Origin of the sequence: Congregibacter sp. (assembly GCF_965662665.1) — a bacterium.
Classification (GTDB): Bacteria; Pseudomonadota; Gammaproteobacteria; order Pseudomonadales; family Halieaceae; genus Congregibacter.
In genome coordinates, this window is record NZ_CBFIIF010000017.1 from 17005 (window position 1) to 33866 (window position 16862).

The 16862-nt window shown below is 57.5% G+C and carries 13 protein-coding genes; 6 read left to right on the forward strand and 7 right to left on the reverse strand.

Features of this window, described 5'->3' with window-relative positions:
* Window positions 1-19 precede the first annotated feature (19 nt).
* The 7 genes from ACTG39_RS08765 to ACTG39_RS08795 form a co-directional block, all read right to left on the reverse strand.
* On the reverse strand, window positions 20-679 hold the full coding sequence (locus ACTG39_RS08765; RefSeq protein WP_439107164.1) for a LutC/YkgG family protein: 660 nt from the start codon (window positions 677-679) through the stop codon (window positions 20-22).
* Window positions 676-2097 (reverse strand): lactate utilization protein B, encoded by a 1422-nt coding sequence (locus tag ACTG39_RS08770; RefSeq protein WP_439107165.1) that lies wholly within the window; start codon window positions 2095-2097, stop codon window positions 676-678. The genes ACTG39_RS08765 and ACTG39_RS08770 overlap by 4 nt, the downstream gene beginning before the upstream one ends.
* Complete coding sequence (locus tag ACTG39_RS08775; protein ID WP_439107166.1) at window positions 2097-2888, reverse strand: (Fe-S)-binding protein; 792 nt, start codon at window positions 2886-2888, stop codon at window positions 2097-2099. The genes ACTG39_RS08770 and ACTG39_RS08775 overlap by 1 nt, the downstream gene beginning before the upstream one ends.
* A 63-nt stretch (window positions 2889-2951) precedes the next feature.
* Window positions 2952-4574: a hypothetical protein gene (locus ACTG39_RS08780; protein WP_439107167.1), complete on the reverse strand. Its 1623-nt coding sequence runs from the start codon at window positions 4572-4574 to the stop codon at window positions 2952-2954.
* A 787-nt stretch (window positions 4575-5361) separates the two neighbouring features.
* Complete coding sequence (locus ACTG39_RS08785) at window positions 5362-6591, reverse strand: saccharopine dehydrogenase family protein (RefSeq protein ID WP_439107168.1); 1230 nt, start codon at window positions 6589-6591, stop codon at window positions 5362-5364.
* Between the two features lie 15 nt (window positions 6592-6606).
* A complete protein-coding gene (locus tag ACTG39_RS08790; protein WP_439107169.1) occupies window positions 6607-8163 on the reverse strand; it encodes a peptide MFS transporter in 1557 nt (518 codons plus the stop codon).
* Window positions 8164-8186: 23 nt separating this feature from the next.
* Window positions 8187-9173 carry a tRNA dihydrouridine synthase gene (locus tag ACTG39_RS08795; protein ID WP_439107170.1) on the reverse strand — a complete coding sequence of 329 codons (987 nt, stop codon included), beginning with the start codon at window positions 9171-9173 and terminating at the stop codon, window positions 8187-8189.
* 93 nt (window positions 9174-9266) lie between these two features.
* Here ACTG39_RS08795 and ACTG39_RS08800 point away from each other — a divergent pair, with 93 nt between their 5' ends.
* From ACTG39_RS08800 to ACTG39_RS08825, 6 genes are all read left to right on the forward strand, one after another.
* A complete protein-coding gene (locus ACTG39_RS08800) occupies window positions 9267-9599 on the forward strand; it encodes an OadG family protein (protein WP_439107171.1) in 333 nt (110 codons plus the stop codon).
* Window positions 9592-11409, forward strand: a complete 1818-nt coding sequence (gene oadA, locus ACTG39_RS08805) for a sodium-extruding oxaloacetate decarboxylase subunit alpha (RefSeq protein WP_439107172.1) — start codon at window positions 9592-9594, stop codon at window positions 11407-11409. Before ACTG39_RS08800 ends, oadA begins: the two co-directional genes overlap by 8 nt.
* Window positions 11409-12704: a sodium ion-translocating decarboxylase subunit beta gene (locus tag ACTG39_RS08810; protein ID WP_439107173.1), complete on the forward strand. Its 1296-nt coding sequence runs from the start codon at window positions 11409-11411 to the stop codon at window positions 12702-12704. Before oadA ends, ACTG39_RS08810 begins: the two co-directional genes overlap by 1 nt.
* A 77-nt stretch (window positions 12705-12781) precedes the next feature.
* The gene (locus ACTG39_RS08815) at window positions 12782-13729 is read left to right on the forward strand and encodes an acetyl-CoA carboxylase carboxyltransferase subunit alpha (RefSeq protein WP_439107174.1); all 948 of its coding nucleotides are present in this window, start codon (window positions 12782-12784) and stop codon (window positions 13727-13729) included.
* A gap of 13 nt (window positions 13730-13742) precedes the next feature.
* Complete coding sequence (gene tilS / locus ACTG39_RS08820) at window positions 13743-15032, forward strand: tRNA lysidine(34) synthetase TilS (protein WP_439107175.1); 1290 nt, start codon at window positions 13743-13745, stop codon at window positions 15030-15032.
* 146 nt (window positions 15033-15178) lie between these two features.
* Window positions 15179-16837 carry a CTP synthase gene (locus ACTG39_RS08825; RefSeq protein ID WP_439107176.1) on the forward strand — a complete coding sequence of 553 codons (1659 nt, stop codon included), beginning with the start codon at window positions 15179-15181 and terminating at the stop codon, window positions 16835-16837.
* Window positions 16838-16862 lie beyond the last annotated feature (25 nt).

Genomic DNA, 16862 nt, shown 5'->3' on the forward strand with positions numbered 1-16862 from the left:
GGCTTATTGAGCTATTCGTTTAGCCACGGCCGCCAAGGATCACTACGTGCAGCGCCCGTGGGCCGTGTGCCCCCAGTACCAGCTGCATGGATATATCTGCTGTGCTCGATGGGCCCGATATCATCATTAATCCTCGGGGCCGCGCCCCGGGGTCCTTAAGGCTGGGCTCTGCCCAGATGTTTTCGAGTCTCTCCCGAATGTCCTTGCGGTCAATCAGTATCACGTGATCTTCAACTAAAAGATTGTTGAGGGCCGGGTTGTTGCGGTCGAGGAGTAGGGCGAGAGAGCCCGTTTCTGCGACTGCGCAATAGGCATAGCTGACCGATACGTTGTCCCCCGGTTGCGCTACATCGAAGCGGGGGAGGAGCCCCCCATCCCGCCAGGGCAAGGCGGCACTGCGGGGGTCATGACCAGTCACAACGCGCCTCTGACGATGTTTCTGAGCAATAAACTCGGAGATTTCGAGCACTGCCTCGCTACGTGTTTCGACTTCGACAGTTGTGGCACCGTTACGCTGCAGATTTTGGCACAGCGTTGCGCAGAGGTCGGGCTGCGCGAGAGGCGCTGATTGAGGCGTCGCCAAATCGGCGAGCTCTTGCGCTATCTCCTGGCTGGAGGCGCGTCGGGAGGCACCACGGATTCGCGCGAAGACTTCTTTTTCGGCTTCCCCCGCGCTCATTGTTCCAGGGAGTCCTGATGCTCTTGTTGAAAGGTCTTTGCTGCCGGCGTTGGCAAGTCCCGCGCTTCGAGCCAGCCCCCGGCAAAGGGAAGCTTGCGAATAACGCCCCTGCGGCGACCGAGTCTGTGCATGACGCTGACCGCAAAGCCAGTGACTTTCTGGTAAAGCCGCGGGTGGCGTGCGAGCCAGCCATGGAGACCAATGCCGAGGCGCCAGCGCGTTGCGGTAATGCCTTCGGTAAACGCCTCGTGGCGAAGATCTCGCAGTAGGCCCGGCAAAGGAATCGATGCCGGGCATACTTCCTCGCAGCGACCACAGGCGGTGCAGGCATCGGGTAGTAGATAACTTTCCTCGAGGGACGTGAGTAGCGGCGTGAGTACGGATCCCATGGGCCCCGGATAGACCCAGCCGTAGGCATGTCCTCCCGCGCTCATGTAAACGGGGCAGTGATTCAGGCAGGCGCCGCAGCGAATACACTGGAGCATTTCGGCGTAGTCGCTGGCAAGGATGTCACTGCGCTTGTTGTCCAGCAGCACAAAGTGGGTTTCCAGCGGGCCATCGACGTCTCCCGGGCGCCGGGGGCCCGCGTAAAAACTGGTATAGCAGCTCACAGCCTGGCCCGTGGTTGATCTCACCAGAAGGCGAAGCATGGCCATGGCATCGTCAGTGCGCGGTAGTATGCGATCTATGCTGGTGCAAATGATTAAAACGGGAGGCAGGTTTGCGCAAAGGTCGCCATTGCCCTCGTTGGTGACCAGCATCGAGTAGCCATTCTCGGCGATCAATGCGTTACTTCCGATAATGCCAACCTCTGCTGCAAGGAAGTCCTCGCGCAACACCTGACGAGCCTCGGCAACCATTTCTCCGGCACTCGCGAGATCCCGCTCGCCCAGTTGATGGCGCTCGAGAAATAACTCGCGAATCTCGCTTTGGGTTTTGTGCAGGGCGGGTCCGACGATGTGGCTTGGCGTTTCTCCGGCTTCCTGAATGATGTACTCACCGAGGTCTGTTTCCCGCACAGAAAAGCCTGCGGCCTCAAGGGCCCCGTTGAGGCCGGTCTCCTCGGTGATCATGGATTTGCCCTTGGCGACTCTTGAGGCTTCGCTCCGGGCACAGATGTCCAGAACGATTTCATTGAGTTCATCGCCGTTACGCGCAAAATTGACTGAACTGCCGTTTTCCCGGGCGTTGCGGGTAAAGGTTTCCAGATAATGTCCCAGATGTTCCAGCGCGTGCTGACGAATGGCCTTTACGTCATTACGTAAGGCATCAAAGTCCTCGTTGCCGCCAAAGTCTTTTACCGCCTTTTCGCGAAGCGTGGGCATGAACGCTCCAAGCATCTCGCGGTTTTCGGAGCGTTCGGGACTTGCAATAGCCTCATCGGCGAGACGTAAAAAGTCACGGCTTTGCTGCTCCATCAGCGTTCTTCACTTTCGGCGATGGGCGGCGTTACATCGTCGCCTATGAGTACTTCTGCAACGTGTCTAAAGTGAACATCGTTCCCCGTGCGTCGAGCGCGTCCGGCCAGGGCAAACAAGCAACCCAGATCGCCGCCGAGGAGCGTGTCGCATCCGGTGCTTTCGATATCCTTGAGCTTACGATCTGACATGTCGCCGGAGATCGCCGGCATCTTCGCGCAAAACGTTCCTCCAAAGCCGCAACAGACATCCGGCTGGGAAAGTTCCTGAACCTCGATCCCGGCCCGTTCAAGGAGCCTCCTTGGCTGGCTTCGAACGGCTAACTCTCTCAAGCCGGCGCAGCTATCGTGATAGGCGACCGGTTTCGCATGTTCTTGCTTGGGAGGGTGGTAATCGCAGATCTCCAGGAGGAACGTAGTGAGTTCGTAAACGTGACCGGCAAATTGCAATGCGCGCTCTCGCCACTCACCCTCAAAGAGCGCTGGGTAGTGTTCGATCATCATGCCTGCGCAAGAACCCGAGGGCAGCACAACATAGTCGAAGTTCTCAAAACCTTCGATGACTTGCTGGGCTATTCGCGCCGCGCCAGAATAATCGCCGCTGTTGTAGGAAGGCTGCCCGCAACAGGTTTGTCCGGTGGGGACAGTGACATCGCAGCCCGCATGCTGCAGAAGCTCGAGACTGGCTTGAGCCGCGGATGGCCGCATAAGGTCTGCCAGACAGGTGACGTAGAGTGCGACCCTGCGAGGAGGCGACGGCGAGTCTAATTTTGTGTCTTCTGTATCAGTCACCGTTTGCTTCGACGCGCTCGCTACTCTTCATCAACCTTGTTGGAGTATACCGCGCTGGCGGCCTTAGCTGACTATGAGCAGCAGGCTGCCACTAAGCAGGAATCCACCGACGGTAAGCAATACTGCTTTCATCCAGGGGTGGCTCAGTAGCCACAGCGCTCCGAGTATTTCGACGGCTCCGCTCTTTGTTTTTGGGGAGTAATGCATTGCCGGCACAGCTGCGACGTCCAGATTGGGCAAGGCTGCAATGGAGACTGGCAATGCAACGCCCGGCGCGAGGATGATAGAGGCGCTACCGCGCAGTAGCGAACGTTCGCCGTAAAAGTACTTTCCATCGTAATCCACAGCGATAAAGTACTCATCCAATAAGCCCAGATGGCCACCGCAACCTTGGCGAAGAAAACGCCAGGCATACAGTGAAGCAATCACTGCGGGGAGACTGGCCAGTGCTGCCCGCCAACCCCCGAGGGCGGCACATAGCAGGAGCGTGAGCAGGGAGCACAGGAAAAGCGTCATCCCCGCTCTTGCTATAGCGCGCGCTGCTTTTTCGGAGGAGGGCAGCCAGTGGATCCCCCCGGGCATGGGGTCCAAAAGCGCACTGCGCTTTTGAGGCATGCTTTGCAGACTGCGATAACTCGCTGCATAAAGTAGTGCGACGGAGGCGCAAAAAAGAATAAGGACTATTGGCAGTCCTATCCCCAACTGTCGCATCAGAGTTCTCTGCTGAGATGTCCGTATCCAGGTATCCCTTTCCTCCGCGAGGAGGGACGATTCGAACGGCGCCTCGACGGTACCCTCATTTGCCAGGCGTTGCATTACCGCTTGCTTACGATCAGCAACAAGTAACTTGTCGCGCCAGGGAATGAGGAAAGGATCAATGAGCTCCTCCGGCAGATCGATGCGTTCGGCGCTTCCCCACTGCGTGTCAAATTTATAGAGTTCGGGTACAGACTCGTCCCCCGCCATAAGCGCCCAGTAGTTTTCTTCGCCCAGCGCAACATCCTGAAGTCTGTCTTGAGCTGCAGCGACCGCTGCGGGCGGCATTATCAGAAGAGCATCCAGCTGTTGGCCGAAATTTTGTTCGTCAGGACGATAGACGCCGAGCATGGGAGAGTCCGCGGCCGGAGCCAGCAGGAGACCGTCTTTGGAAAGAATTCTTGGTTGTCCCCAGGGGACCTCCACAGTTGCTTCGGCTTCGACATTCCCGAGACTGCTGCTTCGCCACAGCTGTCCGTCGGCACCCAGAAGGAACAGCGTGTCGCCCAGCAGTGAACCGGCGATGGCGATAACAGGGCTGCTCAAATTTTGTGAGTCAAAGGGAGAGCAGCTGCGCTCATCCAGATTGCAACGCTGCAGTTGCAGCTCGCCACCGTCCTGAGATGCATTGAGAAGCAGATCCCCGGTTGGCGTCGTCCACAACGGAGGGGCTATTCGATCATAGCCAAGATCAGAAGCGCTGAGGCGAACCTTTGCAAGTCCTGATCGCTCGTGACGCAGTAGTGCGCCTTCGACCAGCAGCACTAATTCGTTGTTAGGCAGCGTTATTGCGTCGAGAGCTCCCAAGGGTTCAGATCCCGCGGGGGCGGCGGGAAAGCGAAGCACTACGGCAAGCACCAGTACACATAGCGCGAGCGCGGCTCCCGCGGCAATCAAACTCCGTATTTGCGTGGTTTCAGAAAGCTGCACGGGATTTTGCGATGGAAAAGCTGGTCGCAGAGCAAACAAGTTTGGTGCCTTGCCCCGCGGCCTTTCACCTTTACTGGTGTGGTTCCCAGCAGTTTCTTTTGCGGTGACGGTAGCTGCGTTGCGCGGGGGCGTTCGCTGCGCAGTACGCTCCGGTCGGGGCGCAGGCTCAGTGATCGGTTCAGCGGCACGCTTAGGCTTAGGCTGAGGCTGAGGCTGAGGCTGAGGCTTGGGCTTAGGCTTAGGCCTCGGTTTCGGCTTCAGCTTCAGTTCCGGCTTTGGTGGCGCGGGCTTAGGAGCAGGAGCAGTCTTCTGTGCAGGTTCTGGCCTTTTTACGGCTGGTTCAGGCGCAGGCTCGGATAATGACGATGACCGCGATGGGGCCGAGGTTGTTGCCGCCGGTTCAGAGACTTGTTCTGCGTTTGGCGCCAGCTCTAACTGTACTTTCAGCCCTGCCCCGGGAGCAGTTTCTGACTTCGCTTCGGGTTTGAATCTTTCCGGCTCTGGTTCTGGTACGTCTACCGGCGAAAACTCACAGATTAAACCCACGCTTCGGAGTTGCCGGTATAGCCGTTGCGCATCGCTGTGCGTAATGTTGCGTCGCAGCGGTACGGGCTTACCACTAAAGAACACAGCGACACCGGACACATCTTGCAAACCAAAGAAAGCCGCCAGTGTCCGGCGTGCACGCTCTCCATCTGTGCCGGGCAGTAGTTGGCCGGAGAAAACCAGATTGAAGCGCTGCTTGTCATTGGTGCTCAAAGCTGCGTGCCTGCGGGACCTTGCAAAACTATTGGCTGGGGACCAGGCTAAACTGCAGTCCGGCGTTTTGTTCTAGTCTCGGTATAAGAGCCGAAGCGAGAGCTGACGCTGGAGTCCACAATCCGCCATCCACGGTCGCCGGATCCTGAGCAAGACAGACCGCCGTTTCGCCCAGCATGCGCGAGGTTGATCCATAGCCTGGATCTCTGTCTCCCGTGACGCGGGCACGCAGTGACTTTGCGGAATCTTCAGGGTGCTCAGCGTGAAAATAGAGTTCGAAGAACCCCCGCTCCCGCGCATCCTGGTCGGGTCCTTCTCCGGGCTTTGGCAGCCAGCGGGTAAGCAGGTTTCGGCCCAAAGAATTGCTTGCGGTGAACATGGCGGCGCCCATGCCAATGCTGATCGCGAGTGCTTGAGCACGGCTGGTACAGAGTTGGCTTTCGTCGTAGTTGAACTCCCGGCCCCAGGGAAAACCCAGAAGGGCATTGCTGCGCCTTACAACGCGCTCGTTGATCAATGCCATCACAAACGGAGTAGTCCATTGTTCAAAGCAGGGATCAAAGATCGGAGTCTGCTGGTCTGTAACAACAGGGCCCGGACTTTCCTGTGATGGATACAAACAATACTTGTCCTTAAGTAAGCGACGTAAGGCGGGGTCGCGCCCGGCGTCTTCCAGAACGCCTAAAAGACTGGCCACGGTTCCTCCGCTGGCCGCGCCGCGCGTTTTACCAACGCGCCCACGGACGCGAGCCGCAGAGACGCCATGTTGGTCCTCCATAGCCTGTTGTACGAACCAATTGCCGAGATCCGAGGGAATAGAGTCAAAGCCGCAGGAATGTACGATACGTGCGCCGGTCTCCTGCGCAGTTTTTTGATGGGACTCGATCATGCGCGCGACCCAGTGCACCTCGCCGGTGAGATCGCAGTAGTCTGTGCCTTCGGCGGCGCAGGCTGCAACCAGTTCACTGCCATGGCGTGCATAGGGGCCAACGGTACTGCACACCACCCGCGTGTGTTTGGCCAGACTGCTGAGTGCCTCCCCATCGCTGCTATCGGCCGTAATAAGAGTAAGAGGCTTAGCCGGCTTTACGCCCTGAAGTGCTTGACGCACAGCCTCCAGTTTTGCGGTATTTCTACCCGCCAGCGCCCAACGTATCTCTCCATCGCTGCCGTAGCGCTCGAGCAAATACTCGGCTACTAACTGCCCGGTAAACCCCGTGGCTCCAAACAGAACAATGTCGTAAGTCCGTTCTGGCATGGCTCTTTCCTGCGCTTAGTGAATACCGTGCATCATGCGACGCAGTAATGGCGACAGCAAGAGCATGAGGACACCTACGCCCAGGCCGAGCCAGAGGAGGTTGCCAAACAGATCGCCATAGCTTGTCAATGCCGCGGTGGTGTCGGTGACGCTGCCTCCACTGGTTTCCAGTGCCGCCAGCTTGGCGAGCTGTGCAGCAACAAACTCGGAGTAGGCGGTGGCTAAAAACCAGGAGCCCATCATAACGCCAACGACACTGGGGGCCGCAAGTTTGGTCACCGCCGAGAGACCCACGGGAGAGAGACAGAGCTCGCCGCAAGTGTGGAGTAGATAAGCGAGAACCATCCAGTAACCGGAAACCAGACCGGCTTGATCGGGATTGGCCGCGCCAAACGCCAGGGCGCCAAAACCAAGCCCCGCCTGTGCAATACCCAGAGCAAATTTTACGGGTGTTGAGGGCTCCAGTCCGCGAGGACCAAGTACTGTCCACAGCCAGGCAAAAAATGGCGCAAAGAGAAAAATGAACATAGGGTTCAGCGCGCCGAACTGGGAGGCGGTAAGTTGCATACCAAAGACCTCTCGATCCATTACGCGGTCTGCAAACAGAGTCATGGACGCAGCGCTTTGTTCAAAGAGAGCCCAGAACACGACCGAGGAGATGGTCAGAATGATGAGGACGATCATCCTGCTGCGCTCAATGGCATCACAGCGCGTCACGATAAACCAGCCCAGGCCGCCAAGGACAATGAGCGATAGAGAGTTGAGGAGTAGTCCCACAGCGGCATGAAACTGAAGCATCTGCCAGACCACAACGACGCCCAGTAACGCCCCGGCGTAAATGCCTTGCTCTCGCGTCAGCCCAAGCGATGTTCTCTCACCAAGATTGCTGTTTTCCGGAGGTTCCGCCAGACCGGCCAGGTAGCGCTGTCCGTAGATAAAGGTTGCCAGCCCCAGGAGCATGCCAATACCCGCTGCGCCGAAGCCATAGCCCCAGCCATAGGTTTCGCCGAGGTAGCCACAAAGGAGGGTAGCGGTGAAGGAGCCGAGATTGATCCCCATGTAAAAGATCGTAAAGCCCGAATCCCTGCGCGGATCATCTTTACTGTAAAGCTGACCTACGATAGTCGAGATGTTCGGTTTTAGAAAACCCACACCGATGACGATGAGTGCCAGCGAAGCGTAAAAGACCTGCAGTGCCTGAGTGTCCCGCTGAATGCTGTCGCCCACCATGCGCGCCTGTTCACCTTCCACTGCCATGCCCAGGTGTCCCGCGACCAGCAGGAGTCCACCGAGAATCACGGACTTGCGCATGCCCAGGTATCGATCGGCGAGGAGACCTCCGATCACAGGCATGGCGTATACCAGAGCCGCATAGCCGCCTAGCACTTCAAGGCCTTCGGCATCGGTAAACAAATGGTATTTGGTGAGATAGAGGAGCAGCAGATATTTCATGCCGTAAAAGGAAAACCGCTCCCACATTTCTGTGGCAAAGCAAATCATCAGTCCCCGGGGGTGACCAAAAAATCCTCGATCGTCTAAAACGACAGGTGCCTCTGCTGCTGTAGTCGACATGTAGTGCTCCTCTTTTGTTCTGTTTAGGCCGCTATCTGCTCGTCGGTGTCACTGCCGGCGATGGCGAGCCTAAGCTCCTCGGGGTCAAGAATACGCTTGATGACTACAAACATCGCAGCCGCTTGGGGATAGTAGTGCCGCAGATACCCAAGCCACTGTTTAATGGGGTTTACCGCGTAGCGGCGGTCGTAGCTCACGAGTGTTACGGACAGATATTTGAGCAGCAGCTCGCGAATTTCATCCCAGCTCAGGGCATTTTGCTCAAGGCCAAGATCCGCTGCTCGGACAAGTCTGGGCAAATCTGGCCGGCAGAGTACGCCCCGGCCGAGCATAAGGTCAGGTGTTTGGCTTTTTTCTCTGGCAAGTTTTGCGTCACCAACACCCCAAATCTCACCGTTTGCTACCAGAGGCAGTGCGGTGACGGCGCGAGCCTCAGCGATGTGCTCCCAGTAGGCCGGGGGGCGATAGCCATCCGCACGGGTGCGTGCATGAATCACGAGCTCACTGGGCGCTGCCGCGTCGATGCCGGATACGATGTCGAGAAAACTGTCGCTGTTTTCAAAACCCAGACGAATCTTGACGCTAAGAGGAACTTCGGCGGGAACCGCGCGCCGCGTGGCAGCTACGATCGCGTGCACCCGCTCAGGCTCTCGAAGTATTACCGAGCCGCCGTCTGAGCGGTTGACAGTTTTTGCAGGGCAGCCGAAGTTCAGATCTATGCCGACTGCGCCAAGCTCAGCGGCCCGGGCGGCATTCTCGGCTACCAGCGTGGGATTCCCGCCCAAAAGCTGCAGATAAACGGGGACGCCGGATGAGGTGTGTCCTCCGCGCTCGAGTTCGGGGCATATTCGATGGAAGACGCGAGGTGGCAGCAGTTCCTGACTCACCCGCATAAACTCTGTGACGCAGCGGTCAACGCCGCCTAGCTGAGTCAGCAGCTCGCGCATGGTGTGATCGATAACGCCCTCCATGGGCGCCAGATAGATGCGGGGAGTCAGTTTGGAGTTCACGGGATGGCAGTATACGCAGAGTTGCAATTACGCACAGCTACCGTGGCCCGAGGTAGCCGCGTCGTTTATCATGGAGCCCACTAGGGGGATCTGATGAACGCCAATTTGCTATCGCAGGGTCTTGAACTGCTTGTATACGGCATGGGCACGGTCGTTGTGTTCTTGACCCTGCTCGTGTTCGCGACGCGAATCATGTCTGCAGTGATTCTGCGCTTTTTTCCCCAGGCGCCGATAGTGGTACCCCAGCGCGCCAGAAGCTCTGCTCTAGATCCTCTTGCTAACAACGCTGCAACTGCTAACAACGCTGAAACCGCCGCGGCAACACCTGAGGTGCTGGCCGCGATTACCGCCGCGGTGCATCAGCATAGGCGTCGCAGAGCGGTATCTCCCAACTCAGACTCTGATCAAAGGAAAGCGCATGTCTGATCGTCCCGGAAAGTTAGGCATTACTGAATTGGTGCTGCGCGATGCGCATCAGTCCCTGTTTGCAACACGCATGCGCCTCGATGACATGCTGCCCATCGCCGCGGAACTTGATGCCGTGGGTTTCTGGTCCATGGAGTCCTGGGGTGGGGCGACCTTCGACGCCTGCATTCGTTATCTCGGCGAAGACCCCTGGGATCGAATTCGAGAGTTGAAAAAGGCGATGCCGAATACGCCTCAGCAAATGTTGCTGCGCGGGCAGAATCTTCTGGGTTACCGCCACTATGCAGATGATGTGGTGGAGAAGTTTGTGGAGCGAGCGGCGACCAACGGCGTCGATGTGTTTCGTGTGTTTGATGCCATGAATGATATGCGCAATATTGAAGTCGCCCTGCAGGCGGTTAAGAACCAGGGGAAGCACGCGCAGGGAACAATTGCCTACACCTTGAGCCCGGTGCATGACATCGACGGCTGGGTTGATCAGGGACGACGCATCGAAGATATGGGTGCTGACTCCATTGCGATTAAGGATATGGCGGGACTTTTGCGCCCTTATGTCGGTTTTGAGTTGGTGACCCGTCTGAAGGCGGCGTGCTCAATCCCCATTCATATGCAGTGTCACGCGACCACGGGGCTGTCTACGGCCACAAATCTAAAGTGCATAGAGGCCGGTATCGACAATATTGATACCGCAGTGTCGAGCATGAGCATGACCTATGGGCATTCACCCACGGAGGCCTTGGTTGCCATACTCGAGGGCACTGATCGAGATACCGATCTTGATCTTGTGGCGTTGGAGCGTATAGCGGGTTACTTCCGGGACGTCCGCAAAAAGTATGCGAAATTCGAAGGCTCCCTGCGCGGAGTGGACTCTCGTATTCTGGTGGCGCAGGTGCCCGGTGGCATGCTCACCAACATGGAAAACCAGCTTCGGGAACAAAATGCGGAGGATCGCCTCGGTGAGGTGCTGGAGGAAATTCCAGCCGTTCGTGAAGATCTGGGTTTTATTCCTCTCGTGACGCCTACATCGCAAATTGTAGGGTCTCAGGCAGTTCTCAATGTACTTACGGGCGAGCGCTATAAGTCCATCACGCGAGAAACGGCTGGCGTGCTCAAGGGTGAATACGGTGTAACCCCCGCAGCGGTCAATACGGAGTTGCAAGCGCGAGTGCTTGAGGGAAAGGAAGTGATTACCTGTCGCCCTGCAGATTTACTGGAGCCGGAGATGGAGGCTTTACAGGCTGAGCTTCGCTCCCTGGCCGCGGATAAAAACATTCGCCTTGCGCCGGGTGAAGGTGAGGTCGACGACGCGCTGACCTATGCGCTGTTCCCGCAGGTGGGTTTGCGCTTTCTCGATAAGCGCGGTGATGCGAGTGCGTTTGAGCCGGCACCGGGCAACGAGCCGCCAGTGGAGCCCGCCGCTGCACCAGCTCCCGCGCCCTCATCGGCATCGCCGAGCGACGCCGATGTATACACGGTATCTGTCAGTGGCCAGCGCTTTGTGGTGGAAGTGGCGGAGGGCGGTGATGTGAGTGGCGTGCAGGCCGCAGCACCGGTGAGTGCGCCTGTTGCAGTTCCCGGCCCCGCTGGTAATGCGGAGGCGGTGAGTGCACCCCTGGCGGGAAATATCGTGAGCGTAGCGGTTTCGCTTGGCGATGTCGTGGAGGCTGGCGATGTGGTCGTGATGCTGGAGGCCATGAAAATGGAAACCGAGGTTCGGGCGCCAAAAGGCGGAACAGTTACCCAAATTATCGTTTCTGCAGGTGATGCCGTTGCGGTGGGCGATGCTTTACTGGAGCTGGATACGCACTAATGGATCGCCTGGTCCAGCTATGGGGTGCTTCGGGTCTCGCCCAGATGAACATCGGCTCAGCGGTGATGCTGGGCATCGCGCTATTGCTTCTTTATCTCGCTATCCATCGACGCTTTGAGCCTCTGTTGCTGGTGCCCATCGGCTTTGGTGGCCTGCTGGCGAATATTCCTGGTGCGGGTCTCGCGTATTCCGCGCTGGATAAAGCGCTGCATGGCGCAAATGCCGAATTGCTGGCGGCCTTAGGGGCTCTTCTTTCCAGCGCGGCGGACCCTGCAAGCATTGCTGCAGCGCTGGAGGTCGCCCCCGAAGCCTTGCACTTCCAAGCCTTGCAGCTCGCCAGGGACACGGGTCTCAGTGACGGCATGCTCTATAGTTTTTACAGCGTTGCCATCGGTAGCGGTGTGGCGCCTCTGGTGATTTTTATGGGCGTTGGCGCCATGACAGATTTTGGGCCTCTGCTGGCAAACCCGCGCACGCTGTTACTCGGTGCGGCAGCGCAGTTTGGCATCTTTGCCACGGTGCTTGGCGCGGTGGGCCTGACCTCGCTGGGGATCACCGACTTCAGTCTCGCTCAGTCTGCGGCGATCGGTATTATCGGCGGGGCGGATGGTCCCACCGCGATTTACGTATCAAGTATTCTCGCGCCAGACCTCCTTGGTGCAATTGCTGTGGCGGCATATTCCTACATGGCTTTGGTGCCGTTGATCCAACCGCCGATTATGCGCGCGCTGACAACGAGCGCCGAACGACAGATCGTGATGGTGCAGCTTCGAGAGGTGAGCCGGCGGGAGAAGATTACCTTTCCGCTAATGCTTTTGATTCTCGTGGCGCTGCTTCTGCCCGACGCAGCTCCATTGCTGGGCATGTTGTGCTTCGGCAATTTGATGCGTGAGTGCGGTGTGGTGGAACGTCTCAGCGCAGCCGCGCAAAACGCACTGATCAATATCACCACCATATTTCTGGGTCTTGCGGTAGGGTCCAAGCTGGTGGCGGATAAGTTTTTGGACGTCAATACCCTGGGTATTCTGGCCCTGGGTATCGTGGCTTTTAGTGTGGGGACGGCGTCGGGAGTCCTGCTGGCCAAGTTAATGAATCGCCTGGGTGGCACTGCGATCAATCCGCTTATTGGCTCCGCAGGTGTATCAGCAGTACCCATGGCGGCCCGGGTCAGTAACAAAATGGGTCTCGAAGAAGATCCCCATAACTTCTTGCTCATGCACGCCATGGGGCCCAATGTGGCGGGCGTTATCGGTTCTGCAGTAGCGGCGGGTGTAATGATCACCCTTGTTGGCTAGGGCATATAAAGTCGATGGAGGCGCGGCGCGCTTTTGGGTAGAATATTAAAGCTAACCCATAGACGCTGAAGCAGCCCATGAACCCCAACTATCTGGATTTTGAACAGCCGATCGCAGAGCTCGAGGTCAAGATCGAAGAGCTGCGGCACGTGGGTTCCGGCGCAGATCTCAACCTGTCCAGTGAGCTCGATGAACTAACGGCAAAAAGTGTCAAACTCACTGAGAAGATTTTTTCCAATCTCAGTGCCTGGGATGTTGTGCGTGTGGCAAGACATCCCCTACGGCCCTATACCCTTGATTATCTGCCATTGATTTTCGAAGATTTCGACGAGTTGCACGGTGATCGTCACTTTGGCGATGACAAGGCTATCGTGGGCGGCGTTGCCCGTCTTAACGGTGAGTCAGTCATGGTGATCGGTCAGGAGAAGGGTCGATCTGTCAAAGATAAGGTGTATCGCAATTTTGGTATGCCCAAGCCCGAAGGCTATCGAAAAGCTCTGCGGCTCATGGAGACCGCGGAGCGATTCAGCTTGCCCGTCGTAACGCTCATTGATACTCCGGGGGCGTACCCGGGCATTGATTCCGAGGAGCGGGGTATTTCCGAATCCATCGCGACCAACCTCGCGGTCATGTCCCGTCTCAAGACACCGATTATTTCGGTGGTGATTGGCGAGGGTAGCTCCGGTGGTGCGCTGGGTATCGGTGTGGCTGATCATTTGGCCATGCTGCAGTACGCTACCTACTTTGTGATTTCTCCCGAAGGCTGCGCGAACATTATCTGGAAGTCCTCGGAGTTTGCTTCGGATGCAGCCGCAGCGATGGGTGTGACCTCCGAAAAGCTTAAAGAGCTGGGTATCGTGGACGCGAGTATCGATGAGCCTCTGGGTGGCGCTCATCGCGATGCCGCACTCATGGGTGAACGAATCCGTGAGCACGTGGGTGCCGAGCTGGATAAGCTCAAGTCTATGAGTACCGAAGATATGCTCGAAGCGCGCTACGCGAGACTCCTCGCCTACGGCAACTAGGGCTTCCTTTGGGGTGAACCAAGACCCCGTTCTGCAGGCAATCGACCAGCACGCCGCGACACTAGCGCCGGGAACACGCCTGTTCGTGGCTTATAGCGGGGGACTGGATTCCACGGTTCTCCTTCACGCGGCAGCCAAGATATTCGATGGGCGCGTGACTGCGCTACATGCCAATCACGGACTTCACGGCGATGCGGCGCTTTGGGGCGCGCACTGTGCTGATTTCTGCTCGACCCTGGGTGTTGCTTTTCAGACCACGGAGCTTGCCCTTGAGAATACAGGCGAGGGAATTGAAGCATCGGCCCGCACAGCTCGGTATCGCTGGTTTGAGGCCTGCATGGCGGATGGCGGTATTTTGCTAATGGCGCATCACCAGGATGATCAGGCAGAAACGCTATTGCTGCGCCTCCTTCGCGGCGCGGGTCCCGAAGGGCTGGCGGGTATGCCCTCCACGCGAAAGCTCGGTCATGGCGAGCTGTTGAGGCCGCTGCTGGCCCTCCCGCGCCGGGATCTGGAGGCCTACGTGCAGGCCCACGACTTATCGTGGGTAGACGACCCAAGCAATAGCGATACCCGCTTTGATCGAAATTATCTCAGACAGGAGTTGATGCCGGTTATTGCTCAGCGCTGGCCCGGCTATCGAGAGACATTCTCGCGCGCGGCGGGCCTTTTACGCGAACTGAACGAGCATATACCGGTGCCTGCCCTTGCGACGCTGCGTGGATCTATGGGTGATCCTGGTTTTGCCATTGCTGAGCTTCCTTCCGAGCCGGCGCTCGCCGCTCTGGCACTGCGCCGCTGGCTCAAGGGACGGTCCTTGTTGGCACCGCCATCTGCGCGCTTGCATGAGTTTTTGCGTCAGCTTCGAGAGGGAACGGGTGCTCAGTTACAGGGTGCTGACTGGACCCTCGAGCGTTATCGAGACGCCGTGTATCTCCATCCCGCGAACATCGAGGGCTTGTCCCAAGAGTTTCCGGTAAGTGCTGAAGCGCCTGTGTCCTGGTCGGGTATGGGCTTGCTGGCCGTGGAAGGTCCGGGGGAGGCTGAGCCTCTGGATTTAATTCTCAGAACCCGCAAAGGGGGAGAGCGCCTGGCGCTGCCCAATGGTCAGCACAAAGACCTGAAGACCGTGTTTCAGGACCTCGCGGTGCCGCCGTGGTGGCGAGAGTATGTGCCCCTGTTGCTGCACCGGTCTGCGTCTGGGGAAGACCTCCTTGCGGTGGCAAATTTACAGCGGTCACCCCTGGCAATCTCTCTGGGGCTGAAGCTGGTCTGGAAAAGCCAAGAAATTACTCATAAATAACGCAGGCAGAGAGGGTTTCTGATTGAGCAGAAAGACGCTTTCTGTTAACTTGATCTCCCATCTTATCGCATGGTCGCGGGCCCGGATTGATGGCAATCTTGTTCGTCCGGGACTGTTTCACGACATAGGCAACAGGAAGGCGTGACATGACGCGATTAGTCTTTGTGACTGGTGGTGTAGTTTCTTCTCTCGGCAAAGGAATCGCGGCGGCTTCGCTCGCGGCGGTCCTCGAAGCTCGTGGTCTGAAGGTCACCCTTCTAAAACTCGACCCTTACATCAATATAGATCCTGGCACCATGAGTCCGTTCCAGCACGGTGAGGTGTATGTCACTGATGATGGAGCCGAAACTGATCTTGACCTGGGGCATTACGAGCGCTTCACCCGGGCGGTAATGAGCCGCAGGAACAACTTCACCACGGGCCGTGTATACAATCAGGTTCTCGCTAAAGAGCGTCGCGGGGATTATCTCGGTGGGACCGTTCAGGTCATTCCCCATATCACTGACGAAATTAAGCGGCGTGTGTTGGCCGGTGTCGGTGATGCCGATGTCGCCGTTGTGGAGATCGGTGGCACTGTGGGTGATATAGAAGGGCTACCGTTTCTGGAGGCGGCTCGTCAGCTAAAAGTCGAGATGGGGCCCTCCCGGGCTCTTCTTATGCACCTTACTCTCGTGCCCTATATCGCTACCGCAGGCGAGATTAAAACCAAGCCCACACAGCACTCCGTCAAAGAGCTTCGGTCTATTGGTTTGCAGCCAGACATTCTCCTCTGCCGCTCAACCGTGCCCATCGAAGAGAGCGCCTGCAGCAAGATAGCCTTGTTCACCAATGTGGAAGCAAGAGCCGTAATACCTCTGCTGGACGCCGATACTATTTATAGAATTCCCCGAGCCCTGCATGCCAACGGTCTCGATGATTTTGTCGTTGAGCGCTTTAACCTTGATTGTCCCGTGGCGGATCTGCGCGAATGGGATGAGGTGCTCCAACGGCAGGTCGCTGAGCGGCAGGCGACGGTGCGTGTGGCCATGGTCGGTAAGTACATGGAGTTGCCCGATGCCTACAAATCCCTGAACGAGGCTCTGTCTCATGCCGGGCTGCAAACCCTGACAGATGTGCAGGTGGATTACGTCGAAGCAGAAGATATTGAGCGTGATGGCACAGGCATTCTCGAAGGTGTGGACGCCATTCTGGTGCCTGGAGGCTTCGGTGACCGAGGCGTCGAGGGCAAAATTGAGGCTGTACGTTTTGCCCGCGAGAATGACATTCCGTTTTTGGGTATTTGCCTGGGTATGCACGTGGCCCTGGTAGAGTACGCGCGCAATGTTTGTGGACTTGCAGAGGCCCATTCTTCGGAGATGGCGCCCCAGACGCCGCACCCTATCGTTGCGTTGATTACTGAATGGCAAAATGCCGATGGAAGCACCGAGCAGCGTGACGAGAGTTCTGATATGGGTGGCACGATGCGTCTGGGTTCTCAGCCATGCCATCTTGAATCCGGTACGCGCATACGCGAAATCTACGGCTCAGATGTCATTTCTGAACGCCATCGTCATCGCTATGAGGTCAACAACAATTACGTGAGTACTCTTCGAGACTATGGCATGACCATCGCCGGCTGGTCTGCGGACAAGTCGCTGGTTGAGATGATTGAGTTGCCGGAGCATGCCTGGTTTGTGGCCTGTCAGTTTCACCCGGAGTTTACGTCTCGCCCAAGGGGTGGGCACCCTCTGTTTACAAGCTACGTGCAAGCGGCCTGCCAACATGCAGCGGGTAACCGCCGTGCCTGTGACACAGCGGTAGGCTGAGTCCGGACTTAGTGAGGTTATGCCC